The organism is Promicromonospora sp. NPDC060204 (assembly GCF_042728455.1).
Taxonomy (GTDB): Bacteria; Actinomycetota; Actinomycetes; order Actinomycetales; family Cellulomonadaceae; genus Promicromonospora.
This window is the reverse complement of record NZ_JBHWZO010000025.1, coordinates 13954-37854: the sequence shown is the minus strand read 5'-3', so window position 1 is coordinate 37854 and position 23901 is coordinate 13954. Positions and strand designations below refer to the sequence as shown.

General features: G+C 73.7%; 18 protein-coding genes and 1 tRNA gene. 9 read left to right on the top strand and 10 right to left on the bottom strand.

Going from position 1 to position 23901, the window contains the following annotated elements:
• Nucleotides 1-951 (top strand): RNA polymerase sigma factor SigJ (gene sigJ / locus ACFWEJ_RS05725; RefSeq protein WP_377228235.1); only part of this gene is annotated, 951 nt, incomplete at its 5' end.
• A 102-nt stretch (nt 952-1053) separates the two neighbouring features.
• Nucleotides 1054-1509 (top strand): carboxymuconolactone decarboxylase family protein, encoded by a 456-nt coding sequence (locus ACFWEJ_RS05720; RefSeq protein ID WP_377228234.1) that lies wholly within the window; start codon nt 1054-1056, stop codon nt 1507-1509.
• A 36-nt stretch (nt 1510-1545) separates the two neighbouring features.
• Here ACFWEJ_RS05720 and ACFWEJ_RS05715 read toward each other — a convergent pair whose 3' ends face one another.
• The gene (locus ACFWEJ_RS05715) at nt 1546-1833 is read right to left on the bottom strand and encodes a hypothetical protein (RefSeq protein WP_377228233.1); all 288 of its coding nucleotides are present in this window, start codon (nt 1831-1833) and stop codon (nt 1546-1548) included.
• 71 nt (nt 1834-1904) lie between these two features.
• Nucleotides 1905-1978 (bottom strand) — tRNA-Met (locus ACFWEJ_RS05710).
• 111 nt (nt 1979-2089) lie between these two features.
• Here ACFWEJ_RS05710 and ACFWEJ_RS05705 point away from each other — a divergent pair.
• Nucleotides 2090-2908 (top strand): nicotianamine synthase family protein, encoded by an 819-nt coding sequence (locus ACFWEJ_RS05705; protein ID WP_377228232.1) that lies wholly within the window; start codon nt 2090-2092, stop codon nt 2906-2908.
• A gap of 61 nt (nt 2909-2969) precedes the next feature.
• Here ACFWEJ_RS05705 and ACFWEJ_RS05700 read toward each other — a convergent pair whose 3' ends face one another.
• Both ACFWEJ_RS05700 and ACFWEJ_RS05695 read right to left on the bottom strand, forming a co-directional pair.
• Nucleotides 2970-5987 carry a UPF0182 family protein gene (locus ACFWEJ_RS05700; RefSeq protein WP_377228231.1) on the bottom strand — a complete coding sequence of 1006 codons (3018 nt, stop codon included), beginning with the start codon at nt 5985-5987 and terminating at the stop codon, nt 2970-2972.
• A gap of 141 nt (nt 5988-6128) precedes the next feature.
• On the bottom strand, nt 6129-7229 hold the full coding sequence (locus ACFWEJ_RS05695) for a PDZ domain-containing protein (RefSeq protein ID WP_377228236.1): 1101 nt from the start codon (nt 7227-7229) through the stop codon (nt 6129-6131).
• 139 nt (nt 7230-7368) lie between these two features.
• On the opposite strand from ACFWEJ_RS05695, the gene ACFWEJ_RS05690 reads away from it, so the two are divergent.
• The gene (locus ACFWEJ_RS05690) at nt 7369-7911 is read left to right on the top strand and encodes a SprT-like domain-containing protein (protein WP_285103261.1); all 543 of its coding nucleotides are present in this window, start codon (nt 7369-7371) and stop codon (nt 7909-7911) included.
• 1 nt (nt 7912) lies between these two features.
• Here the strand turns inward: ACFWEJ_RS05690 and ACFWEJ_RS05685 are convergent, their stop codons facing one another.
• Nucleotides 7913-9343: a zinc-dependent metalloprotease gene (locus tag ACFWEJ_RS05685; RefSeq protein WP_377228230.1), complete on the bottom strand. Its 1431-nt coding sequence runs from the start codon at nt 9341-9343 to the stop codon at nt 7913-7915.
• 105 nt (nt 9344-9448) lie between these two features.
• On the opposite strand from ACFWEJ_RS05685, the gene ACFWEJ_RS05680 reads away from it, so the two are divergent.
• Nucleotides 9449-10558 carry a ThiF family adenylyltransferase gene (locus tag ACFWEJ_RS05680; RefSeq protein ID WP_377228229.1) on the top strand — a complete coding sequence of 370 codons (1110 nt, stop codon included), beginning with the start codon at nt 9449-9451 and terminating at the stop codon, nt 10556-10558.
• Between the two features lie 8 nt (nt 10559-10566).
• Here ACFWEJ_RS05680 and ACFWEJ_RS05675 read toward each other — a convergent pair whose 3' ends face one another.
• Both ACFWEJ_RS05675 and ACFWEJ_RS05670 read right to left on the bottom strand, forming a co-directional pair.
• Nucleotides 10567-10932, bottom strand: a complete 366-nt coding sequence (locus tag ACFWEJ_RS05675; RefSeq protein ID WP_285103255.1) for a WhiB family transcriptional regulator — start codon at nt 10930-10932, stop codon at nt 10567-10569.
• A 500-nt stretch (nt 10933-11432) separates the two neighbouring features.
• Nucleotides 11433-13448, bottom strand: a complete 2016-nt coding sequence (locus ACFWEJ_RS05670; protein WP_377228228.1) for an ATP-dependent helicase — start codon at nt 13446-13448, stop codon at nt 11433-11435.
• Nucleotides 13449-13536: 88 nt separating this feature from the next.
• Here ACFWEJ_RS05670 and ACFWEJ_RS05665 point away from each other — a divergent pair, with 88 nt between their 5' ends.
• From ACFWEJ_RS05665 to ACFWEJ_RS05655, 3 genes are all read left to right on the top strand, one after another.
• The gene (locus tag ACFWEJ_RS05665; protein ID WP_020016326.1) at nt 13537-13806 is read left to right on the top strand and encodes a mycoredoxin; all 270 of its coding nucleotides are present in this window, start codon (nt 13537-13539) and stop codon (nt 13804-13806) included.
• Nucleotides 13807-13931: 125 nt separating this feature from the next.
• Entirely contained in the window at nt 13932-14264 is a 333-nt protein-coding gene (locus tag ACFWEJ_RS05660; protein WP_377228227.1) for a PadR family transcriptional regulator, read from the top strand.
• Nucleotides 14261-15163 carry a DUF1700 domain-containing protein gene (locus tag ACFWEJ_RS05655; RefSeq protein WP_377228226.1) on the top strand — a complete coding sequence of 301 codons (903 nt, stop codon included), beginning with the start codon at nt 14261-14263 and terminating at the stop codon, nt 15161-15163. Before ACFWEJ_RS05660 ends, ACFWEJ_RS05655 begins: the two co-directional genes overlap by 4 nt.
• A 56-nt stretch (nt 15164-15219) precedes the next feature.
• Here the strand turns inward: ACFWEJ_RS05655 and ACFWEJ_RS05650 are convergent, their stop codons facing one another.
• A complete protein-coding gene (locus ACFWEJ_RS05650; RefSeq protein WP_377228225.1) occupies nt 15220-16137 on the bottom strand; it encodes a phosphotransferase in 918 nt (305 codons plus the stop codon).
• A gap of 114 nt (nt 16138-16251) precedes the next feature.
• On the opposite strand from ACFWEJ_RS05650, the gene nudC reads away from it, so the two are divergent.
• Nucleotides 16252-17169, top strand: coding sequence for an NAD(+) diphosphatase (nudC, locus tag ACFWEJ_RS05645; protein ID WP_377228224.1), 918 nt, complete (start codon nt 16252-16254; stop codon nt 17167-17169).
• Between the two features lie 16 nt (nt 17170-17185).
• Here nudC and ACFWEJ_RS05640 read toward each other — a convergent pair whose 3' ends face one another.
• Nucleotides 17186-20584, bottom strand: a complete 3399-nt coding sequence (locus tag ACFWEJ_RS05640; RefSeq protein ID WP_377228223.1) for a UvrD-helicase domain-containing protein — start codon at nt 20582-20584, stop codon at nt 17186-17188.
• Nucleotides 20581-23871, bottom strand: a complete 3291-nt coding sequence (locus ACFWEJ_RS05635) for an ATP-dependent helicase (protein ID WP_377228222.1) — start codon at nt 23869-23871, stop codon at nt 20581-20583. Before ACFWEJ_RS05635 ends, ACFWEJ_RS05640 begins: the two co-directional genes overlap by 4 nt.
• Nucleotides 23872-23901 lie beyond the last annotated feature (30 nt).

Genomic DNA, 23901 nt, shown 5'->3' with positions numbered 1-23901 from the left:
CCCTCTCCCCTGATCGAGGACGGCGGCCGATCTATGCTGCTCCCGACCGAGAGGAGCAGCCGCGTGGCGACCGACGATCTGCCCGGGCAGGACCGGCTCCGTGCCGAGTGGTCCGCGCACCGGCCCGCGGTGTTCGGCGCGGCATACCGGATTCTCGGCACCGTGGCGGACGCCGAGGACGTCACCCAGGACGTCTGGCTGCGCGCCGTCGCCGCGAACCTTGACGAGGTGCGCAACCTCCGTGCCTGGCTGATCACCGTCGCCGCCCGGCGGGCGTACGACATCCTGAACAGCGCCCGCCACCGCAGGGAGTCCTACGTGGGGCCGTGGCTCCCCGAGCCCCTGCTGACCGGGCCGGACGCCGCCGAACCGGTGCTCGTCGACGAGTCCGTCACCGCGGCGATGCTCCTGGTCATGGAGAAGCTCAGCCCGCCGGAACGGGTCGCCTTCGTGCTGCACGACGTCTTCGACCTCGAGTTCGCGCGGATCGCCGAGATCCTCGACGTCACGGTGCCGGGCGCCCGGCAGCTCGCCTCCCGGGCCCGCCGGCGCGTGGCCGCCGAGAAGGACGCGATGCCACGCACGTCCCGGGTGTCGCGGACCGAGCGGGAGCGGGTGCTCGAAGCGTTCCGCGGCGCCTACGAGACCGGGGACCTGGAAGGACTGGTCCGCCTGCTGGACCCCGACGTCGTCTACGTCACCGACGGCGGCGGCAAGGTCTTCGCGGCGCGCAAGCCCGTTCTCGGCGGTCAGCGGGTGGCCGAGCTCATGGTGCGGGTCGGCCGTCAGCTGCGCCCCGACCGCATCGACCTCGTGGAGGTCGGGGGCGAGCTCTCGCTGGTGTTCCACCGCGAGGGCCGGGTGTTCTCGGTGGACACGGTGCAGATCGCGGACGGGCGGATCACCGCCTACCGGCGGGTCGTCAACCCGGACAAGCTCACGCGCGTCTGACTGTCACGTGGCTCACTGTCACGGCTCCGGCTGTCACGTCCCGGCGGGCCACGTCGTCTCCCTGGCGCCGACCCCGGCCGCACGACGATCCCGAGGAGAACCATGACCACCACCCAGCGCGTCGACATGGGCAAGCAGCAGCCGAACGCGTACAAGGCGCTGCTGACCCTGTCGGCGGAGGCCGAGAACAACGCCGTGTCGGCAGGACTCGACCCGCTCCTGGTCGAGCTGCTGCGGATCCGCACCTCACAGATCAACGGCTGCGCGTTCTGCCTGCGGCTGCACACGCGTGACGCCCTGAAGAAGGGCGAGAACCCCGACCGGGTCGCCGTCCTGCCCGCCTGGCGGGAGACGGGCTATTTCTCCGCCGCCGACCGGGCGGCCCTCGGCCTGGCCGAGGCGATCACCCTGGTCGCCGACGGGCACGTCCGCGACACGGACTACGCCGACGCCGCGGCCGTCCTCACCGACGACCAGGTCGCGGCGGTCTCCTGGATCGTCACCGTGATGAACGCCTTCAACCGCGTGGCGATCACCAGCCGCTACACCGTCGCCTGAGCCTCGGGCCCGTTTCGGCGCGCGGGCGGCCTGCGCTCACTTCGGCTGCGCGCCCGCGGCAGGCCGGCTCCGTCGTCCGACGGCGAAGCCGGCCGCGCCGCCCAGCAGGAGCGTGCCGGCGGCCGAGAGCAGGGCCACGGTGCCGGAAGACGGGGTGCCGCGCGGCGTGTAGGTCGTGCCCGACAACGGCGCATAGGCGAACCAGGTGGGCGCCGGGCGGCTCCCCACCCAGGCCGCGCCGCCCAGCAGCGCGAGGCCGACCACGACGAGGGCCACGAGGACGACGCGCGCGGTGCGCTCCGGACGAGGTGCGGATGCTGTCATGCGGGCCATCGTTCCAGACCCTGGAAAGCGCTCAGGCCCGGAGATCCGTGGATCTCCGGGCCTGGCATTTGTAGCGGGGGCAGGATTTGAACCTGCGACCTCTGGGTTATGAGCCCAGCGAGCTACCGAGCTGCTCCACCCCGCGTCGGTGATCCCTACTTTACGCACCCCGAGCGACGAAGCGCAAACCGGGCCGCCCGGTCGAGACGCAGGTCACAGCCGGTCGAACCGATCCGGCCGTGGAACCATCGTCCCCATGACGACGGAGCTGAGCGATACCACCCTGTCCGCCGACCGGATCGTCCACCTCACCGACCAGCTTGCCGCACTGCCCCACCTGCGCCCGGACCCCGGCACGAACGCCCTCTTCGGCGGCCTGGTGCAGGCCGTCCTCGCGACGCCCGACCGGCAGGCCCGGGACGTCCTGGCGCACCCCGAGGTCCACCGCCGCAAGGACGCCATCCGCGACCTCTCGGCGCGCGGCGAGACGGAGCTCGAGCACGCGTGGGCCGAGCACATCGCCGGCGCGCCCGACGCCCGGGCAGCGCTCGCCGCGTTCCCCTACCTCGACAACTACCGCCGGCTCACGGCCCTGGAGGCCCGGCTGATCGACCACGCGGGCGGCGGCACGCCGAGATCGGTCGCCGTCGTCGGGAGCGGACCGCTCCCCCTGAGCACCCTGGGCTACGCCGCCGCGCTCGACGCCCCCGTCGTCGGCCTGGACCGCGACGCCACGGCGGTGGCGCTGGCGCGCCGGGTCGCCGCGCGCCTCGGCGCGGCGTCGGTCCGCTTCGAGCAGGCCGACGCCGCCGACGTGAGCCTCACCGGGCATGACGTCGTGGTGCTCGCCGCGCTGGTGGGCGAGACGCCGTCGGCCAAGGCAGCGATCCTGCGCCGGATGGCCGACACCATGCGGCCCGGCGCGCTGCTGCTCGCGCGCAGCGCCCGGGGTGCGCGCACCCTGCTCTACCCGCCCGTCGACCTGGGGGCCATGCCGGGGTTCGAGGTGCTGGAGGTGGTGCACCCCACCGACGACGTCATCAACTCGGTGGTGGTGGCCCGCCGCCTCGCATAAAAGAGTCAGACCTGCAGGTCACCGGAGTGACCTGCAGGTCTGACTGTTGTGCGCGGGAGGATCAGCCCTGCTGCTGAGCCTCCTCGGCGGCGATCGCGTCCTCCAGTGCCTTCTGCAGCCGGTCCTGCGCCTCGCCGTAGGCGGCCCAGTCACCGTCGCGCTGGGCGGCGTTGGCGTCCTCCATGGCGGCTCGGGCGTCCTGCAGCGCGGCGTCCAGCTCGGACGACGGCGCCTGGGTGCTGTCCGGCGTGGACTCGCCGCTCGGCTCCTGGCTGGGCTCCTGCGACGGCTCCGTGCCCGTGTCGCCCTCGCCCGTGGGCGGCGCGGTGGGCGCCTCGTCCTCGGCCGCCGCACCGGCGTCGCCGGCCTGGGCACCCGAGTCACCGCCGAACACCTGGTCCAGCGCCTCGTCGAGCGTGTCGGCGAACCCGATGTCGTCACCGAACGCGACGAGCACCTTGCGCAGCAGCGGGAACTGCGTGCCACCGGTCGACTGGATGTAGACCGGCTGCACGTACAGCAGACCGCCGCCGACCGGCAGGGTGAGCTGGTTGCCCCGGCGCACCGTGGACGCGCCGATCTGCAGGATGTTCAGCTGCTCGGAGATCGTCGGGTTCGAGTCGAAGTTGTTCTGCACCTGACCCGGTCCGGGGACAGTCGTGTCCCGTGGCAGCTCCAGGAGGCGTAGCTTCCCGTAGTCCTCGGACTTGGTACCCGCCTCGCTGCCGGCGTCGGCATCCACCGCGAGGAACCCGGTGAGCACCTCTCGGTCGGTGTTACCGCCCGGGATGAACGTCGAGGTCAGCGAGAACGTGGACTGGTCCTGGCCCGGCATCTGCAGCGTCAGGTAGTACGGCGGCTGCAGCGGCGCGGTGGTCGCCTCCGACGTCGGGTCGGTCGGGTTGTTCCAGAAGTCCTGGCCCGAGAAGAACTCGGCGGAGTCCGTCACGTGGTACTGGCTGAGCAGGGTGCGCTGCACCTTGAACAGGTCCTCCGGGTACCGCAGGTGGCTCATGAGGTCGCCGGAGATCTCGTCCATCGGCTTCACGGCCCCCGGGAAGACGTTGCTCCACGCCTTCAGGATCGGGTCGTTAGCGTCCCACGCGTACAGGTCGACCGAACCGTCGTAGGCGTCGACCGTGGCCTTCACCGAGTTCCGGATGTAGTTGACCTCCTCCGGCAGCTCGACGGGGGCGCCGGCCTGCTGGGTGAGCGTGTCCGCCACCGCCTCGTCGAGCGGGGTCGAGGTCGAGTACGGGACGGCGTCGCTCGTGGTGTAGGCGTCGACGATCCACTTGACGCGGCCGTCCACGACCGCCGGGTAGACCCGGTTGTCGAGCGTCAGCCACGGCGCGACCTTGCTGACGCGCTGCTGCGGGTCGCGGTCGTAGAGGATCTGCGACTCGCTCGTGACGCGGTCGGAGAACAGCAGCTGCTCCTCGCCGAACTTCAGCGCGTACAGGAGCTTGCTGCCGAACGCGCCGACGCTGGGCCCGGCGTCGCCGGTGAACGTGGTGTTGACCTGGCCGCCGTCGTCCGCGTCGTCGGCCTGGTAGTCGAGCTCCCACGCCTTGGTGCCCTCGGGGGCGCCCACGATCGAGTACGTGGTGGTGCTCGGGCTGAAGTAGATGCGCGGCTCGTACTCGCCCTCGAGGTCGCTGATCGCGCCCTGAGACGGGATGCCGCCCTCGAAGAAGGCCGGGCGTCCGTCCGGGCCCGGCTGGTTGCCGTACGCGGCGACGACGCCGTAGCCGTGCGTGTACACGGTGTGGTCGTTGACCCAGTTGCGCTGGTCCTGGCCCAGGCCGTCGAGGTTGAGCTCGCGCACCGCGATCACGGTGTCGCGGGACTCGCCGTCGATCTCGTACTTGTCGACCGACAGGGAGTCGTTGAAGTTGTAGTACTGCTTGTTCTGCTGGAGCTGGCGGAACGACGGCGAGACGATCTGCGGGTCCAGCAGCCGGATCGACGCGGCGGTGTCCGCGTCCGAGCGCAGGGCGCCCTCCTCCGCCTGGGTCGTGGCGTCGTACGGTTCCTTCTCGACGTCGTCGATGCCGAAGGCCGTCAGGGTCGCGTCGATGTTGCGCTGGATGTACTCGCTCTCCAGCTCCTGCGCGTTCGGGTTCACCTGGAAGCGCTGGACGACCGCGGGGTAGATGCCGCCGATCGCGATGGCGGAGACGACCATAAGGCCGACGCCGATCGCCGGCAGGCGCCAGTCGCCGCGGAACGCGGTGACGATGAACAGCGCGGCGACGAAGATCGCGACGACCGTGAGGATGCCCTTGGCGGGGATCACGGCGTGCACGTCGGAGTAGGAGGCGCCGTCGAACCGGTCGCCCGCGTTGGTCAGGATCGAGTACCGGTCCAGCCAGTAGTTGGCACCGATGAGCAGCAGCAGCACCGCGCCGATGACGGCCAGGTGGATGCGCGCCGCGGGGGTGGTGCGGGGGCCGCCGGCGGCGGCCGGGCCGATCCGGAGCCCGCCGTACAGGTAGTGCGTGATCACGCCGGCGATGCCGGCGATCACCACCACCGAGATGAGGAACCCGACGCCGAACCGCAGCGCGGGGAGCAGGAAGACGAAGAACCCGAGGTCCATGCCGAACTGCGGGTCGGTCTCACCGAAGGGCTCGCTGTTGAACGCCAGGAGGACGGTGCGCCACTGCGCCGACGCCGCGACGCCCGCGAAGAAGCCGATCAGCACCGGGGCCGCGATCATCACGACGCGGCGCAGCGGTTCGACCGCCTCGCGGTACTGGTCGAGCGTGGCCTGCTCGGGGGTGCTCGGCGCGTAGACGGGGCGCGAGCGGTACGCCGCGGTGAACGACCAGAACACGGCTCCGGCCATGACCAGGAAGCCGACGGCGAACAGCGCGCCGCGCATGCCCCACTCGGTCCAGATCACTCGGGAGAACCCGAGCTGCCCGAACCACATCACCTCGGTCCAGAACTGCGCTAGGAGAAGCAGGGCCGCGACGACGACGGCGACCGCGACGACCGCCACCCCCAGGGGACTGCGTCGTCGGGCTCGGGGTGCGCCGCCGGATGGGCGACGAGGTGCTGCGGCGAAGGACACTTCTGCGTTACCTCACGTCATGAATGGTTGGGCCGTACGCAGTTGGAACGGCCAGGCTCTGGTCAAGGTTCCCACCACAAGGTTCCCACATCCTCCAGATGTGCAACACGCGATCAACGCCCGGGATCCCGCCCGCGAGCGTCAGGAGCACGTCGGCAGGTCGGCCCCCTCGCCGCGCCCGATCTGCTCCACCGCGTCCCGCGCCTCCGCCAGCGTCGCCACCTTCACCACGCGCAGCCCGTCGGGCACGTTGCCCACCACCTGGTCGCAGTTGTCGGCGGGCGCGAGGAACCACTCGGCGTCGTCCCGGACGGCGCCGTACAGCTTCTGCTCGATGCCGCCGATGGGGCCCACGGTGCCCTCCGGGCTCATGGTCCCGGTACCCGCGATGATCTCGCCGTTGGCCTCGTCCTCGGGGGTCAGCTTGTCGATGATGCCGAGCGCGAACATGGTGCCCGCGCTCGGTCCGCCGATGTCCTCGATCTCGATGGAGACGTCCACGGGGAAGTCGTAGTGCGGGTCGATGAAGACGCCGAGCACGGCCCGCTGACCGTTGTCCGCCGTCGTGACGGTCACGTCCATGGTCCGCTTGCCCCGCTTGACGCCGAGCGTCACGTCGTCCCCCGGGGTCGTGGCGGCGAGCCCCTCGATGAGGTCGGCGTAGGTGCCCACGGGTTCACCCTGGAACTCCGTGATGACGTCGCCCTCCTTGAGCTTACCCTCGGCCCCGGACCCGGGTTCCGTGCCTGCAACGTCCAGCACGGCGGGCACGTCGTAGCCGAGCTCGGTCAGCGCCGCGGCCGTGGCCGACTCCTGCGACGAGACCATCTCCGCCTGGCTGACCTCCTGCTGCTCCTCCTTGGTGGTCGCCTCCGGGAAGATCGCCTCCACCGGGAGCACCGAGCGCCGCGGGTCCAGCCAGCCCTGGATCACCTGGCCGGCCATCATCGGGTAGCCCGGCCCGCCGAGCACGGACACCGTGGTCAGGCGCAGCTGCCCCGTGGACTCGTACGTGCGGGCACCCTCGATCTGGATGAGGTTGCGCTCCAGGGTGTCCTCGGTGGGCCCGGGCGAACGCATCGCGTAGGGCGTGGGCACGACCAGGGCCAGCGCGGCCAGAACGGCCGTGAGCAGCAAGGACACCCCGAGCGTGACCGTGCGGCGCGTGATCGGCGCAGGGCTGTCCACGGCATGGTCGAACGGTGACGGCTCGGGTTGCGGAGCGTGCTGGAGGTCGCGCATGTCGGTCACCGGCCCATCATTCCTCACTTGCCTGGGGGTTCCGTGAATCGCACCCGAGGAGAGCCCCGTAGGCAAAGTTTTTCCACTTGAACGGTGTGTTATACCCCACCTTGACGCCGATAACCGGTACGGTCGTGCCGTGGCCCACGACGCCCTGACGTCCGTGGAGGTGCGCCGGAGCCGCCGTCGCACCGCCACGGTGAGCGCATACCGCGACGGTGGACGGACCATCGTCGCCATTCCTGCGCGCTTCTCTCGGGCTCAGGAACGAGAGTGGGTGGCGAAGATGGTGGCCCGGCTCGAGGACAAGGAGCGGCGCCGCCGCCCGTCCGACCAGGAGCTCATGGACCGCGCCGGCGAGCTCTCCGCCAAGTACCTCGGCGGCAGGGCCCGGCCCTCCAGCGTCCGGTGGTCGGCCAACCAGGGCAGGCGCTGGGGATCGTGCACGCTGCTGGACGGCTCCATCCGGATCTCCACCCGGCTCCAGGGCATGCCGTCCTGGGTGCTCGACTACGTGCTGCTGCACGAGCTGGCGCACCTGCTGCATGCCGGCCACGGCCCCGAGTTCTGGAAGATCCTCGAGGTCTACCCCCGGACGGACCGCGCGCGCGGCTTCCTGGAGGGCGCATCGTTTACGCAGGACGACAACGGCCAGGCCACCCCGGACGACGAGGAGGACTGAGCTACTTGTCGGCGTCGCCGGGGCCCTGCTCCTCCTCGGGGCCTTCCTCCTCGCCGAAGATCTCCTTGAGCGCCGCGTCCACGTCGGCGTGCTCGTTCTCCGCCGCCTCGCGGCGCACCAGGTAGCCCGACGGGTCGTCCAGGTCCTCGGTGCCGGGCAGCAGGTCCGGGTGGTCCCACACGGCGTCCCGCCCGGTGGTCCCCTGGGCGCGGGCCACGATCGAGAACAGGGTCGCGGCGTCACGCGACCGGCGCGGCCGCAGCTCCAGGCCGACCAGGGTCGAGAACGTCTGCTCGGCCGGGCCGCCGGCGGCACGCCGGCGGCGGATCATCTCCCGCAGCGGGATGGCGTGCGGCAGGTGCGGCAGCGCGGCCATGGCGCTGACCTCGTCCACCCAGCCCTCGACCAGCGCGAGCGTCGTCTCCAGGTTCAGGAGCACGGCCTTCTGCTCGTCCGTGTTCTGCAGCCCGAAGACGCCGCCCGACAGCGCGCTGCGCAGCGCGTCGGAGTCGGCGAGGTCGATGTCGCGCACCTGGGCCTCGAGCGCGTCGAGGTCGATGGTGATGCCGCGCGCGTACCGCTCCACGATCGACAGCAGGTGCGAGCGCAGCCACGGGACGTGGGTGAACAGCCGCGCGTGGGCCGCCTCGCGCACGGCGAGGAACTGCCGCACCTCTTCGAGCGGGGCGTCCAGGCCGTCGGCGAACTCGGCCACGTTGGTGGGCAGCAGCACGGTGTCGGGGCTGTCGAGCAGCGGCAGGCCGACGTCGGTGGCGCCGAACACCTCGCGCGAGAGCGTGCCCGCGGCCTGGCCCACCTGCATGCCGAACACGGCCGAGCCGAGCCGCTTCATCATCTGGGCCGGGTCGATCGAGCCGCCCAGGCCGTGCAGCACGCCGGCCGGCATGCCGGGCACTGCCTCGCCGTCGTCCACGCCGTCGGGGAGCTGGTCGCGCAGCACCGTGGCGAGCGCCTCCGAGACGGAGGACGCCACGGGCGCGGCGAGCTCGTTCCACACCGGGAGCGTGGCCTCGACCCACTCGGACCGGTTCCACGCGCGCCGGGTGCCGCCCGCGGGCGGGAGGTCGGTCACGGCGTCGAGCCAGAGCTCGGCCACCCCGAGCGCGTCGGTGGCGTCCTTGGCCTGCCTGCCGGTCAGGGACGGGTCGCCCTCGCTGACCGCGACCTGTCGCGCGACGTCGTGCGCGACGTCCGCGTTGACCGGTCCGGCGCCCTCGGCCGAGAGCATCTTCTGCACCTGGGCCAGGGCGTACTGCATCATCACCGGGTCCGGTGCGCCGCCGAGCGCCGTCGGGTCGATGCCGCGCTCGCGCATCTCGGCCATCACTTCGTCTGCGCCGTCGCCGAGCATGGAGCGCAGCATCTCCTCCCACGACTGGGGAGACTCGCCGGGCTGGTGCTGGTCGCTCATAGTGTTCACCGTAACCGGGTCGGCAAGGGTTGCGCCGTCCATTTGGCTCTGGGCGCAGCCGGGAACTTCCGGACCGCTCGGTGCTTTGGATATACCTCCGGGCCTGTGGACAACGCCCCCGCAGCGCCGCCGTCGGGCATCGTGGTGGACATGAAGCGCACCCCCGCCCTACGGCTGCGGCCCGGCACGCCCGTGCTCACCCGCGGCGGTGGTCAGGTGCAGTGCGGCTCGGACCCGCGCTGGTCGTTCGTGCTGTCCGGGCTCACCCCGGCCGAGGAGTCCTGGCTGGAGGAGATCGCGGAGCGCCGGCACGTGACGGTCGAGCAGTCGGCCGCGCGGTGCGGCGTGGGGGTCGAGCGGCGCGACGAGATCATGGCCGCCCTGGCGCGGGCGGGGGTGCTCGTCCCGGTCCCCGGAGCGGTCGGCGTGGTGACGGCCCCGGCCGACGGGGCGGCGGACGCGACGGCGCTCGGCATGCTCCGGCCCGACGGGGCGGGGCTCGCCACGCTCGCGGAGCGCGCGGGACGGGTCGTCGGCATCGTCGGGCTCGGACGGCTGGGCACGGCGGTCGCGCTGCACCTCGCGACGGCGGGGGTGGGCGGCCTCGTGCTCAGCGACCCGTTGCCGGTGCAGACCACAGACGTCGGGCTGGGCGGCCTACGGGCGGCCGACGTGGGCGAGGCGCGCGACCTGGCCGTCCAGGCCCTGCTCGCGGAGCGTTCCCCGCGCGTCGCGGTCCGGGTGGACGACGACGCCGCGGGCGGCGACGGGCTCGACCCGGCGGCGCTCGACGTCGTCGTGGTCACCGAGGCGCATGCCGCGCACCCGGCGCGGTACCAGCGGCTGCTGGGTCTCGGGGTGCCGCACCTGCCGGTCGTGGTGCGTGAGGCCGACGTCGTGGTGGGCCCGCTGGTGCGGCCGGGGCGGTCGGCCTGCGTGAGCTGCGTGGACCTCGCCCGCGCGGACGCCGACCGGGAGTGGCCGGCGCTGGCGGCCCAGCTCCGCAAGACGCCGGAGCCGACGCACGAGGCGACGCTCGCCGCCGTGGCAGCGGCGACGGCCGCGGGCCAGGTGCTCGCCCAGCTGGACGGGCACCGGCCGGCGGCCGTCGGTGCGTGCCTGGAGATCTCGCTCCCGGCGGGGATCCCCCGCGCCCGGCCGGCGGAGCCGCACCCGCGGTGCGGGTGCGTGGTCCTGCCGGTCCGGGCGGCCTGACCCGCGGGTCATGCGGCGGCGACGTTCTCCGACTTGCGGGGCCGGCCACGGCCGCGCTTGCGGGCCACGACGGCGCCGTCCACGAAGACCTCGCCGCCCCAGACGCCCCACGGCTCGTTGCGGTCGAGGGCGCCCGCGAGGCAGCCCTCGATGAGGGGGCACGTACGGCAGAGGGCCTTGGCCTGCTCCACCTGGGTGCTGTGCTCGGCGAACCACAGCTCCGGGTCGTTGGTACGGCACGGCAGCAGTGTGTCCATGAGCCGGTTGAACTCCGCCGAGTCCGAACCGGTCCCGCTCGTGGCGGGGTGTTGAGGCGGGTCCCAGGGGCCCGAGCCGCCCTGGGGAAGAGTGTCGAGGAGCGCAGTGAGGCGCACGGTTGTCTCCTGTGTCCTGAAGGAACGTCGTCGATGAACGTTGGTGGTGCAGGACCCAGGGGCTAGATCCTTGCCGGGCCGGCCGAGGTGGGGCCGGATCTCCGGGCAAGAATTAAGGCCGCGGGTCCTAGGTGGACTCCGCGGCCTGGAACTCTTCGGTCGTCAGACCGGTGAGTCTCCTGGAGATGCGGAGTCGGGTGCGAGAGCGGACGGCTTGACGCCTCCGCGGTGAGTGCGCGCGCGGAAAGGCAGAGCTGCGCCAGTGGCCGGGACGGGCTCGTAGCCGAGCACGTGCTTGCACACCTGCAGATCCGTCTGCGGAATCATGTTCATCTCCAATGCACCCACCTCCTCACTCGAATCCGGGCCAGATCTCTCGATCTCGCCCACTGCTGTCAGGGACATGTGAACACTATGCCGGGCCGCCGTGGCGAGCCAACTCTTTTTCCAAACTTTCTTGAGAAGTTTTTCGGAGCCCCTCCGAAGGACCCGGAAACCGCTCAAGAAGGCCGATCGCTCGCCACGATCGCGAGGATCGTGGCGCCGTACCTGTCGATCTTCGCGGGTCCGATGCCGTTCACGCGAGCAAGTTCGGCCGTGCCCGAAGGTCGGATCTCGGCGATGGCCACCAGGGTGGCGTCGGTGAGCACCGTGTAGGCGGGTTTGTCGGTCTCCTGGGCCACCTCCCGCCGCCACTCGCGCAGCGCGTCGAACAGCGCGGTGTCGCGCTCGTCGGTGAGCAGGGCACGGGCCTGACCCTTCGGCGCCGTCCGGGCGCGGGGTGCCCGCGGCTCGTCCGGCCAGAGGCCGTCGAGGAACCGCGTGCGCTTGCGCGTGGCCCGCCCGCCCGGGTTGCGCGAGCGGGCGAACGACACGTCCAGGTGCTCGCGGGCCCGCGTGATCCCCACGTACAGCAGCCGGCGCTCCTCGTGCACCGCGTCGTCGGTCTCCGCAAGCGAGATGGGCATGAGGCCCTCGCTCATCCCGGCGAGGAACACCGCGTCCCACTCCAGGCCCTTCGCCGCGTGCAGCGAGGCGAGCGTGACGCCCTCGACCGTCGGCGCGTGCTGCGCGGCGGCCCGCTCGTCGAGCTCCGCCACGAGCGCCGAGACGGTCGCGGGGCTGTCCGGCGTCGCGGCCGCCGCCAGGTCGTCGGCGAGCGAGACCAGCGCCTGCATCGCGTCCCAGCGTTCCCGGGCCGCGCCGCGGGCCGTCGGCGGCTGGTCGGCCCACCCGGCGGCCGCGAGGATGTCGCGCACCTGGTCCGGCATGGGCGCCGCAGGGTCGGCCGAGCGGGCCGCGCCCCGGAGCAGCACCAGCGCGTCCCGGACCTCCTTGCGCTGGAAGAACCGCTGGCCGCCGCGCACGAGGTAGCCCACACCGGCGTCGGCGAACGCGGTCTCGAACGCCTCGGACTGCGCGTTGGTGCGGTACAGCACGGCGATCTCGCTGGGCTTCACGCCCGACCCGACCAGCCGCGCGGCCCGGGCAGCGATGCCCTTCGCCTCGGCCTCGTCGTCGTCGTACGCCGTGAAGGCGACCGCCGGACCCGGCTCGCGCTGCGCGATGAGCTCCAGCGCCTGGTGCGCGCCGCCCGCCCGGCCCGCCCGCTTGAGCACCTCGTTGGCGAGGTTCACCACCTGGGGCGTGGAGCGGTAGTCGCGCACGAGGCGCACCTCCTGCGCCTCCGGGAAGGTGCGCCGGAAGTCGAGCAGGTGGCGCGGGGTGGCGCCGGTGAACGAGTAGATGGTCTGCGACGGGTCGCCCACGACGCACAGCTCCCTGCGCCCGCCCAGCCACTGGTCCAGCAGGAACTGCTGCAGGGGCGAGACGTCCTGGTACTCGTCGACCACGAAGTGCTTGTACTGCGAGCGCACCTCGTCCGCCACGATCTTGTGGCTGTTGAGCATGTCCGCGAGCATCAGCAGGACGTCCTCGAAGTCGATGAGCTCGCGCTCCGTCTTGACGTCCTCGTACGCCGTGATGAGGCGGGCCACGGCCTGGGCGTCGTAGCCCGAGGGCGCCTCGCGGCCCGTGCGGTACGCCGCCTTCTCGTAGTCGTCCGCGGTGACCAGCGAGACCTTGGCCCACTCCACCTCGCTGCTCAGGTCGCGGACGGCGACGCGGTCCACGCTCAGCCCCACCCGCCGCGCGGCCTCGGCGATGATCGGTGCCTTGAACTCCTGCAGCCGCGGCGGGGCGCCGCCCACCACCCGCGGCCAGAAGTACCCGAGCTGCCGCAGCGCCGCGGAGTGGAACGTCCGGGCCTGCACCCCCTGCACCCCGAGACCCCGCAGCCGGGTGCGCATCTCCCCCGCGGCGCGGGCCGTGAAGGTCACCGCCAGCACGCTCGTCGGCTTGTACGCGCCGATACGGACGCCGTACGCGATGCGGTGCGTGATGGCCCGGGTCTTGCCGGTGCCCGCCCCTGCCAGCACGACCACGGGCCCGTTGAGCGCGAGGGCGACCTCGCGCTGCTCGGGATCGAGGGCCGTCAGGATCGCGTCGGGGCTCATCGGTCCAGGATGATTCGAACCGTCGGCGGAGTTGGTCTGGGTGAGCATCGTCTGCGATTCTCGCAGCAACCACCGACAAGGAGAACAGATGTCCGAGACGACCACGCCGCTTCCCGAGGACGGCACCGTCCTCATGTACTCGACCACCTGGTGCGGGTACTGCCGGCGACTGCGCACGCAGCTCGACTCCGAGGGCATCGGCTACACCGTCATCGACATCGAGGAGCAGCCGGAGGCCGCCGCGTACGTGGAACAGGTCAACGGCGGCAACCAGACCGTTCCCACGGTGGTCTTCCCGGACGGCTCCGCGGCGACCAACCCGAGCCTCGCCCAGGTGAAGCAGGCTCTCGCGGCCTGACGCCCGGGGCGGGTGGTTCCAGGGGCTGACGACGGCGACGTCGTCGGCCCCTTTTCTCCACGCTCCAACCTTGCGATGCAAGTCTTGTATTGCAAGTCTTGCTATGCAAGGTTACCGTTGCCGCCATGACCGAAGAGCGCATCGCAACGAACCTCCGCAAGGGAGTGCTCGAGTACTGCGTGCTCGCGCTGCTCTCCCGCGGTGAGAAGTACGGCCTCGAGCTGGCCGACGACCTCACCTCGCGCGAGCTCATCGCGAGCGAGGGCAGCCTGTACCCCTTGCTGGCCCGGATGCGCGAGAACGGGCTCGTCGAGCCGCGGTGGGACACGTCCGGCACCGGACGTCCCCGCCGCTACTACGCCATCACCGACCACGGCACCGAACAGCTCACCACCTTCGCGAAGGTCTGGGCGTCGCTCGGCGCGCAGGTCGACGCCCTTCTGGAGGGATCACGATGACCGAGAGGGACACGATGAACGCCAACGCCGAGGACACCTACCTGCGCGACGTCGGCAAGCACCTTCGGACGCTCACCCCCACGCAACGGGACGCGGTGCTCGACGACGTCCGGGCCCACTTCGCGGACGCCGCCGACGCGGGCCGCACCCCCGAGCAGGCCGCGGAGAGCCTCGGCGACCCCGCGCGGTTCACCGAGCGGGTGCAGGCCGAGCTGGGACACGACACGAGCCGGACCGACCGGATGCGGCGCGTCCTGCAGTGGCTGGCGACCGGCGCGGCGGTCTTCACCGCGATGTTCGTCTCGTTCCTGTGGCCCGACCAGTCCCTCCCGGGCCTGGACACCCAGGTCGAGCAGTACGGCTTCGGCATCGTGCTGCTGAACCTGATCCCGGCGCTGATCGCCGCGGTCCCGCTCTTCGTACCTGCCCGGGCCCGCACGATCGCCGCCGTGACGGTCGCCGTCGTGCTGACGGTGCTGAGCCTTGCCGGCAACACCACGTTCCACACGCTCACCGCCATGCTCGCGTGGGCCGCGGTCGTCGTGCCCGCGATCGCGCGCAGCGGCCGCCCCGCGGCCGGCTGGCGCATCACCGGCGCGGCGCTCACCGCGCTGCCCGCGGTCCTGGTCGTCGTCGGCAGCCTCGTCGGGTCCTGGGAGATGGACGCCTCGTCCTGGCTCTGGACCGGCGGTCTCGTCGCCATCGGCGCACTGATCGCGGTGCCCAGGGCGTGGGCCGGCGCCGTCGTCGCCGCGGCCGGGGTGGCGGTGCTGATCGTGGCCACGCTCGACCTGGGGATGCTCACGCTCGGCATCTGGTGGGCCGGCGGGGTGCTCCTCGCCGTCGGGGCGGGTCACGCCGTCGCACACACCCGGCCGCGCACCCCGGCCGGCGAGTGACCGCGAGGCGACCCTCGACCGGCTTCCGGCCGGCCGCTCCTGCGGCCTGACGCCGGTCAGGCCTCGTCGAGGGTCGCCTCGTCCAGGTCCTCCAGCATCGACGTCGCGTCCTCGACCACCTCGGGCAGCCGGTGCCGCACGCCGTGCAGCAGCCACCGCGCCAGCGCGAGCTCGCCCACGAGCATGGCCCGCTCGGCCAGCCGTGGGTCCGTGAGCTCCTTGCGGCGCAGCTGGTAGGCCTCCATGATCGAGTCCACGGCCTCCATGGGGGCCGCCGCGATGAGCCACGCGAGGTCGTCGGCGGGGTCGGCGACGCGGGCCTCCGCCCAGCCGGAGACCGCCACGACCCGCTGCCGGTCCACGAGGAGCTGGTCCGGCGCCAGGTCGCCGTGCGTGACGACGGGCTTGAACCGCCACAGCGACACGTCCTCCAGGGCGGTCTCCCAGCGGCGCAGCAGGGTGGGCGGGACGCGGCCGGTCCTGGCCGCCTCGTCCACCTCGGTGAGGCGACGCTCGCGGTACTCGGAGGCGGTGTAGCTGGGCAGCCCGCACGTCTCGACGACCGACGTCGGCAGCTCGTGGATGGCCGCGATGGCCCGGCCCAGGTCGGCGGCCAGCCCGGGGCCCTGCTCCAGGACCTCGACGTCGAGGTTGTCGCCGATGATCCGGCGGTGCACGACGGCGCGGCCGCCCTCCGGCAGGAGGGCGTAGCCCGCGACCTGCGGCACGACGAACGGGAGCACGCCCGTGTCGATGTACAGCCGGAGCGCGTCGAGCAGCTCGATCTCGGCCTCCAGCGCGGCCCCGGCCACGGTGGTGCGGGGCGCGCGCACCACCCACTCCTGGTCGTCCGCGCCGGTCACGACGGCGACGTCGTAGTCGCCGGCGAGGTCTCCGACGCGCACCGATCGGGCATCGAGACCCGGCACGGCGGCGGTCGAGAGGGCGGCGAGAGCGAGGGGCGTGCGGGACACGTGCTCACCCTAGAGCAGCGTCCGGCGCACCACGGGACAGGTCCGTGGCGTGTCCGCCGTCTCCGCCCGAGACGTCCGGCGTCGCGGGCTCCCGCGGGCGACTAACGTCGTCCCGTGCGTTCTCTCGACCTCCCCTTCGCCCGCGCCGCCCACGACCGTGCCGCGCACCGGCGCGCCGAGCCCGGTCTCCTCGACGACCTGCTCAAGGAGCCGGCCACGCGGGTGCTGGTGGTGCGCGGCACCCGCGTGGCGACATCCGGGCAGCGGCTCGCGCTGTTCGCGCCCGACGACGTCGCGCACCTGGCCGTGCGCACGCTCCTCTTTCTCGGCGAGGCCGGCGGCGTCGCCCACCTCGCCGTGGTCCTGGCCGACGCCGGGCGCGTGCCGGGTTCGGATCCCGCGCCGGAGCCCGACCTCGACGTGGAGTGGACCGGCATCCGCTCGCTCGACGCGGGCGACCTGGAGGTGGGGCTGGTCGTCGAGGCGGTCGCCCTCGCCCAGTGGCACGCGGTCTACACGCACTGCCCGCTGTGCGGCACGCGGACCGAGGTGCGGCAGGGCGGCTGGGTGCGGCACTGCCCGGCGGACGAGTCCAACCACTTCCCGCGCACCGACCCCGCGGTGATCATGGCGATCACCGACGCGGACGACCGCCTGCTGCTGGCCCGCGGCCCGCAGTGGGACCTGGGCCGCCGCTCGGTGCTGGCCGGCTTCGTCGAGCCCGGGGAGGGCCTGGAGCAGGCCGTGGCGCGCGAGACCGCGGAGGAGGTCGGCGTCACCCTCGACCCTGCGTCGATCGAGTACCGCGGCAGCCAGTCGTGGCCCTTCCCCGCCTCGCTCATGCTGGGCTTCCGCGCCCGCGCGACCACCACGGGGCTGGTGCGGCAGGAGGACGAGATCGCCGAGGCCGACTGGTTCACCCGCGACGAGGTCGCCACGGCGGTGGCCGACGGGCACCTGGGCCTGCCCGGGCACTCCTCGATCGCGCGGTCCCTGATCGAGGAGTGGTTCGGCGGGCCGATCGGCGCCTGACAGCGGCGTACCGCGGTCAGTCGCCCCGGATCAGCGCCTCGAGCTCGGCCTCGTCGAGCAGCCGGTCCGGGCGCACCGTGGTGTCCGACCCCACGTAGTAGAAGGCCGCGCTCACCTGGTCCAGCGGCAGCCCCGTCCAGCGGGACCACGCCAGCCGGTACACGGCGAGCTGCACCTCGCGCGCGGCCCGGGCCGAGGCGTCGAGCGGTTCGCGGCCCGTCTTCCAGTCGACCACCACGACGGCGTCCGGACCCGTCGCCGGGTCCCTGAAGACGGCGTCCATGCGGCAGCGCAGCATGACGCCGGCGACCGGCGTCTCGACGTCGACCTCGACCGCGACGGGCATCCGCGCGGACCACTCCGACCCCAGGAAGGTGTCGCGCAGCTTGTCGAGGTCGGTGTCCTCCGGGAGGTCGTCGTCCTCGGCGCTGGGCAGGTCGTCGACGTCGAGCAGCGTGGCCGACGTGAAGAACTGCTCGACCCACTCGTGGAACCGGGTGCCCCGCCGGGCGTGCACGGTGGGCTGCACCGGCACGGGCCGGCGGAGCTGGAGGGCGAACGCGTCGCGGTCCGCGGCGAGCCGCACCAGACCCGAGGCCGAGACGTGCGCCGGGAACGCGACCTCGCGGTCCGCGTGCCGGTTCCGCTCGGCCAGGAGCATCCGGGCGAGGTCGACCAGGTCGTGACCGGCCGCGTCGGCGAGCACGCCCTGCGGCGCGGTCAGCGCGTCCGCCGGAAGGCGCATCGCGGCGAGCGCGACCAGGCGCTCGTCGGCCGCCTCGTCCACGAGCGTCGCCGTGGCACGCAGGACGTCACGGGCGGTTCGCTGCTTGTCGGGTTCACCGGGCCGGCCGGTCCCGTCCGGGGCCGGCCAGTGGGCCGTGATCTCCTCCGCGTTGCGCGGGTTCTCGGCGTCGGGCTCCGGCATCGGCGCCCACAGGTCGGTGCGCACCAGCTCGGCGTCGGCCAGCTCGGCGAGGAACGGGGAGACGCCGCGCGGGCGGCTCGCCGTGCCCCACCAGGAGGCCGTGAGGAAGAGCTCGCGCCGGGCCCGCGTGAACGCGACATAGGCCAGCCGGCGCTCCTCGGCGAGGCGGTGCTCGCCGCACTCGGCCTTGAACTCGTCCCGCAGAGCGACGAGGTCCTTGGTGTCGGAGGCGTGCTCCCAGTCGAAGCGCGGCAGGTCGTCCGCGTCCCCGCGCAGGTGGTAGGGCAGCTCGCCGAGGTCGGACAGCCAGCCGGACGACGACTCGCCCGACCGGGAGCCACGGTCCCAGGTGGGGAACGCGCCGTCGGCGAGGCCCGCCACGGCCACGGCGTCCCACTCCAGGCCCTTCGCGGCGTGGGCCGTGATGACCTGGACGGCGTCCGGGTCGGGCTCGTGCACCGGCATGTCGAGCCCGCGCTCCCGTTCGCCCGCGACGCCGAGCCAGGCCAGGAAGGCGCCGAGCGTCGCCGTGTCCGACGATTGCGCGAACGAGGCCGCGACGTCCCGGAACGCGTCGAGGTGCTCGCGGCCGCGGTCGCTCACCGCGCCGCCCACCCCGGCCCCGGCCAGCGCGAGGGCGGTGGCCGCCTCGACGTCGAGGCCGAGCGCGCGCTCGGCCTGGACGACCAGCTCCGGGAGCGACAGGTAGGTGAGGCCGCGCAGGTCCCGCAGCAGCCGGGCGAGCGCCGCGAGCCGGCGGTGCGCGTCCTCGGACAGGACGCGGCCGTCGCGCGCCGGCTCACCCACCGGCGGGAGGTCGTCGAGCGCGTCCACGATCGAGCGGTGGTCGGAGATGTCGCCCTCGACCACGCGCAGGTCGTCGTCCGGCTCGGAGTCGGCAGAAGCGGTCGCGGCAGCCGCGGCCCGGCGCGGGTCGTCCAGCCGGGCGAGGTCGGCCGCCCAGGAACCGAGGGCGTGCAGGTCGGACGCGCCGAGGTTGAGGCGCGGACCGGTGAGCAGGCGCAGCAGCGAGTCGCCGCGCGACGGGTCGTGCGCGGCCTGGAGCAGCGCCACGACGTCGACCACCTCGGGCGTGGACAGCAGGCCACCCAGGCCGACCACCTCGACCGGGAGGCCGCGGCGGCGCAGCGCCACCTCGATCGCCGGGAACTGGGCCCGCGCCCGGCAGAGGACGGCGGCCGTGGACCGGCCGTCCGGATGGGCGCCGGAGCGCCACCGCTCGGCCACCCACTCGGCGACGGCCTCGGCCTCCTCCTCCAGGGTCGCGGCGACGTGCGCCGTCACCACGCCCTCGCCGGCGCCGGGCCGCAGGTCCAGCGGCGGCACCTCGACGCTCGTGGCCGCGCCGGCCCGCGAGCGCAGCGGCCCGGACACGACGTTCGCGGCGGTGAGGATCGCGGCGTCGTTGCGCCACGAGGTGGAGAGGTAGTGCACGGCGGCGGGGACGCCGTCGTCACGCTGGAAGCGGCCGGGGAAGCGGGCGAGGCCCGCGGCGGAGGCACCGCGCCACCCGTAGATGGACTGGTGCGGGTCGCCGACGGCGGTGACCGGGTGCCCGCCGCCGAACAGGCCGGAGAGCAGCTCGACCTGGGCGTAGGAGGTGTCCTGGTACTCGTCGAGCAGCACCACCTCGAACCGGGCGCGCTCGGCGGCGCCCACCATGGGCACCTCGCGGGCGAGCTGCGCGGCGAACGACACCTGGTCGCCGAAGTCGAGCGCCTCGGCGATGCGCTTGCGCCGCCGGTACTCGACCACGAGGTCGACGAACCGGGCCCGCTCGGCGATCGAGCCGATGAGCTTGTCGACGTCCTTGGTGCGCTTGCGCTGCTTGGGACCGAGCGGCACGGACTCGAGGTGCTCGGCCATGTCGGTGAGGCGGGCACGCGCGTCCGCGGGGTCGACGAGGTGCTCACCGAGGGCGTCGGACAGGGCCACGACGGCCGCGGTCACGGTGCTGACGGCCCGGTCGGTGGCGAGGTCCTCGTCCCAGGACTCCACCACCTGCGACGCGAGCTGCCACTGCTCGGCCTGCCCGAGGAGGCGTGCGCTGGGCTCCACGCCGAGGCGGAGGCCGTGGTCGGCCACGAGCGAGGCGGCGTAGGCGTTGTAGGTGGCGATCGTGGGCCGGTCGAGGTCGAGGCCGGCGAGCGCCTCGCCCGACTCCTCGCCGAGCGCCCGGTTGAGCTGGGCCAGGCGGGTCTGGACGCGCTGCGTGAGCTCGCCCGCCGCCTTCCGCGTGAAGGTGAGGCCGAGCACCTGCTCGGGGTGGACCAGCTTGTTGGCGATCAGCCACACCACGCGCGCGGCCATGGTCTCCGTCTTGCCGGAGCCCGCGCCCGCGACGACGAGGGCGGGCTCCAGCGGGGACTCGATGACGCGGACCTGCTCGTCGGTGGGCTCGTGCCGGCCGAGCAGCCGCGCGATGGCCCGTGCCGACAGGCGGATCTCCGGCTCGTGCCCGGTCACTCGACCACCTTCCGTCCCTCGGGCTGCAGCGGGCAGGACCGCCGCACCGCGCACATCTCGCACAGGTCGTTGTTCCGGGCCGCGAACCGGGCGGCGGCCATGGTGTCGGCGGCGCCCTCGACGGTGTCGCGCGCCCAGCTGTTGCCCTCGTCGTCCGGGGCGAGCGGTGGCTGGTTCCGGACGCTGGCCGACACGGTCTCGGTGCCGACGTAGACGAGGCTCGCGCCCTTGCTGACCGTGCCGTCGGGCAGGTCGAGCGCGCCCTCCTCGACGGCGAGCTGGTAGGCGCCGAGCTGCGGGTTCTCGGCCGCCTTGTCCTTGCTGGCGGCCGTCTTGCCGGTCTTGAGGTCGGCCACGGTCACGGCGCCGTCGCCGGCGTCCTCGACCCGGTCCACCTGGCCGCGCAGCCGGGCGCGGCCCACCCGCAGGTCGAAGTCGGCCTCGACGAGCAGCGGCTCCCCCGAGTCGCCCAGGTACTCCGCCAGCCGCTCCACCATGCGCTCGGCGCGCTTGCGGAGCTGCAGCGACGGCCAGCCGTCGGGAAGCGCGAGCTCGGGCCAGCGGCGGTCCAGCTCGGTCTTGAGGTCGGTGAGCGAACCCTTCGGGTGGCTCTGCGCGATCGAGTGCAGCAGCGTGCCGAGGGTCTGGTGCGTGGCGTCCGGCTTGGTGCCGCCCGCCGACTCGAACGCCCAGCGCAGGGCGCAGGTGGTCACCGTCTCGACCTTCGAGGGCGACACGGTCACGGTGTCCTGGGCGCCCCACAGCGGCACCTCGCTCGAGACGCCGGCGACGCCGTACCAGGTGCTCGGGTCCGCCTCGGCGACGCCCGCGGCCGCGAGGTCCGCGAGCAGGGCGGCGGCGGGTGCGGCGGGTGGCGGGCCGGTCTCCGCCCCTGCCGACGCCGACGTCCGCACGAGCTCCGAGCGCGCCGCGGCCACGACGCCGCGCAGGTCGAGGGGCGGGCCGACCGGGACCCGCCGCGGGTCCGGCCCGTCGCCGCCGTCGTCCCGGGGGGACACGAGGTCGCAGAACACGCTCGGGGACTCCTCGGTGTCCTCCACCGCGGTCACGAGCAGCCGCCGCCGCGGGCGGGAGACCGCGACCGCGAAGGCGCGCAGCTCGTCGGTGAGCACCTGGCGGCGGGCCTCGGCACCGACCACGCGGCCGTCCTCGGACCGTCCGGCGATAAGCTCCACGAGCGCCTGGGAGCCGAGCAGGGAGTCGCGCAGCCGCAGGTCGGGCCACACGCCGTCCTGCACGCCGGCGACGACCACCACGTCCCACTCCCGCCCCGCCGCGCCGGGGGGCGTGAGCGCCTCCACGGCGCCCGTGCCCTGGGCGGAGGCCGCCAGGGAGTCGGCCGGCAGGTCCTGCGACGCCAGGTAGTCGACGAAGGCGCCGACGGGTGCGCCCGGCATCCGGTCCACGAAGGTCTCGGCCGCGCGGAACAGCGCGAGCACGGCGTCGAGGTCCCGGTCGGCGCGCAGGCCCGCGGGGCCGCCGGCCAGGGCGGCGGCACTCCACCGTTCGGCCAGGCCGGTCGCGGCCCAGGCCGCCCAGAGCACCGTCTGCGCCGTGGCGCCGGGCTCCCCCGCCGCCTCGCGGCCCGCGGCGAGCACCCGGGCCACCGCGAGCGGGCCGCGCCGCACCTGCGTGGGCAGCAGGGCCGCGCGGGCCGGGTCCGCGAGCACCTCGACGAGCAGCGCGTCCGAGGTGCGGCCGCCGCCCGCCGACAGCTCCTCCGCCCGCAGGGCGCGCCGCAGCCGCCGCAGTGCCACGGCGTCGAGCCCACCGATCGGCGAGACGAGCAGCAGCGCCGCCGTCTCCGGGTCCAGCACGGGCTCGTCGCCGTCGAGCTCCTCGGCGATCAGCGCCTCCAGGCTGCCCCGCGGCGCGCCCGCGCACGTCTTCACGGCGGCCAGCAGCGGCGCCACGGCGGGCTCGTCGCGCAGCGGCAGGTCCGAGCCGAGCAGCGCCACGGGCACCGACGCGGAGACCAGCTCGCGCCGCAGCGCCCCCAGCCGGGTGCCGCTGCGCGCGATCACCGCCATGCGCTCCCAGGGCGTGCCCCGCAGCAGGTGCTCCGCACGCAGCTCGCGCGCGATCCACGCCGCCTCCTGGGCCGCGCCCGCGAGCACCGCCACCTGGACGGCGGGCGGCGCGTCCTCGCCCGCGGGCTCCTCGTCCGCACGCGCCGTCGCGCGGCGGTGCAGCGCGCTCGCCGACACCGGGATCCGGTTGGTCACCGCGCGGGTCACGGCGCGTAGTTCGGGCCGCTGCCGCCAGACCGTGCCGAGCACCACCGTCTCGGCGTCGAACGCGCCGAAGGCACGCCCCGGGCCGGCGGGCGCGGCGGCCCGGCCGGTGAGGCCCGGCGCGGCACCGCGGAACGTCTGGACGGCGGAGTCCGGGTCGGACAGCAGCACGAGCCGCGCCCCGTCGTCGTGCAGCACGCGCAGGAGGCGGACCGTCGCGGCCGTGGCCTCCTGGTAGTCGTCCACCACGACCAGGTCCCAGGTCGGCCGCGGCGCGCCCGGCACCTCGTCCTCCCAGGACCGCAGGGACTCCGCGGCCTCGTCGATCACGACGGCGGGGTCGTAGCGCGGCCCCGCGTCGGGTGTGGCGAGCCGCAGGGTCATGGTGTCGAGGTACTCCTCGTAGAGCTGCGCGGCCATGATCCACTCGGGGCGGTCGTTGGCGCGCCCCATCTCGTCGAGCTCGACCGGCCCGAGGCCGCGCTCGGCGGCCCGCATCAGCAGGTCCCGCAGCTCCTGGCGCAGGCCGCGCAGGCCCAGCGACTCCTCCGGCAGCCCCACGGGCAGCCGCAGCGGCCGCCCCTCGCCGGCGACGTGCCCGGCGAGCAGCTCGGCCAGCACCAGGTCCTGCTCGGGGCCGGACACCAGGGTGGGTGCGGGCTGCCCCAGCGCCGCGGCGCGCGTGTGCAGCACCGCGAACGCGGCCGACGACGCCGTGCGCACCATCGGGGCGCCGACCGTGCGCCCGGCCTGGGCCGCCACCTCGTCCCGCAGCCGTGCCGCCGCACGACGCGAAGAGGCCAGGACCAGGACCCGCTCCGGCGGCACCCCGGACGTCAGCGCCCGGACCGCCACCTCGCACGCCACCGTCGTCCGACCCGACCCCGGGGCCCCCAGGACCAGCGTCGCGGGCCGGCTCAGCGCGGACTCGACGGCGGCCGCCTGGCTGTCGTCGAGCCGCACGGAGGTGGCGCCGTCGGGACGGGTCCCGGGCGGCGCCAGCCGAGGTGCGAGGGTGGGGGTCGGTGTCACGCGGACGATCGAACCACGAGCCACTGACAC

Excerpts from the sequence above, each read along its gene's own strand:
- ACFWEJ_RS05720 (WP_377228234.1), top strand. The coding sequence starts at position 1,054 with ATGACCACCACCCAGCGCGTCGACATGGGCAAGCAGCAGCCGAACGCG.
- ACFWEJ_RS05715 (WP_377228233.1), bottom strand. The coding sequence starts at position 1,833 with ATGACAGCATCCGCACCTCGTCCGGAGCGCACCGCGCGCGTCGTCCTC.
- ACFWEJ_RS05705 (WP_377228232.1), top strand. The coding sequence starts at position 2,090 with ATGACGACGGAGCTGAGCGATACCACCCTGTCCGCCGACCGGATCGTC.
- ACFWEJ_RS05695 (WP_377228236.1), bottom strand. The coding sequence starts at position 7,229 with ATGCGCGACCTCCAGCACGCTCCGCAACCCGAGCCGTCACCGTTCGAC.
- ACFWEJ_RS05685 (WP_377228230.1), bottom strand. The coding sequence starts at position 9,343 with ATGAGCGACCAGCACCAGCCCGGCGAGTCTCCCCAGTCGTGGGAGGAG.
- ACFWEJ_RS05670 (WP_377228228.1), bottom strand. The coding sequence starts at position 13,448 with ATGAGCCCCGACGCGATCCTGACGGCCCTCGATCCCGAGCAGCGCGAG.
- ACFWEJ_RS05665 (WP_020016326.1), top strand. The coding sequence starts at position 13,537 with ATGTCCGAGACGACCACGCCGCTTCCCGAGGACGGCACCGTCCTCATG.
- ACFWEJ_RS05660 (WP_377228227.1), top strand. The coding sequence starts at position 13,932 with ATGACCGAAGAGCGCATCGCAACGAACCTCCGCAAGGGAGTGCTCGAG.
- ACFWEJ_RS05655 (WP_377228226.1), top strand. The coding sequence starts at position 14,261 with ATGACCGAGAGGGACACGATGAACGCCAACGCCGAGGACACCTACCTG.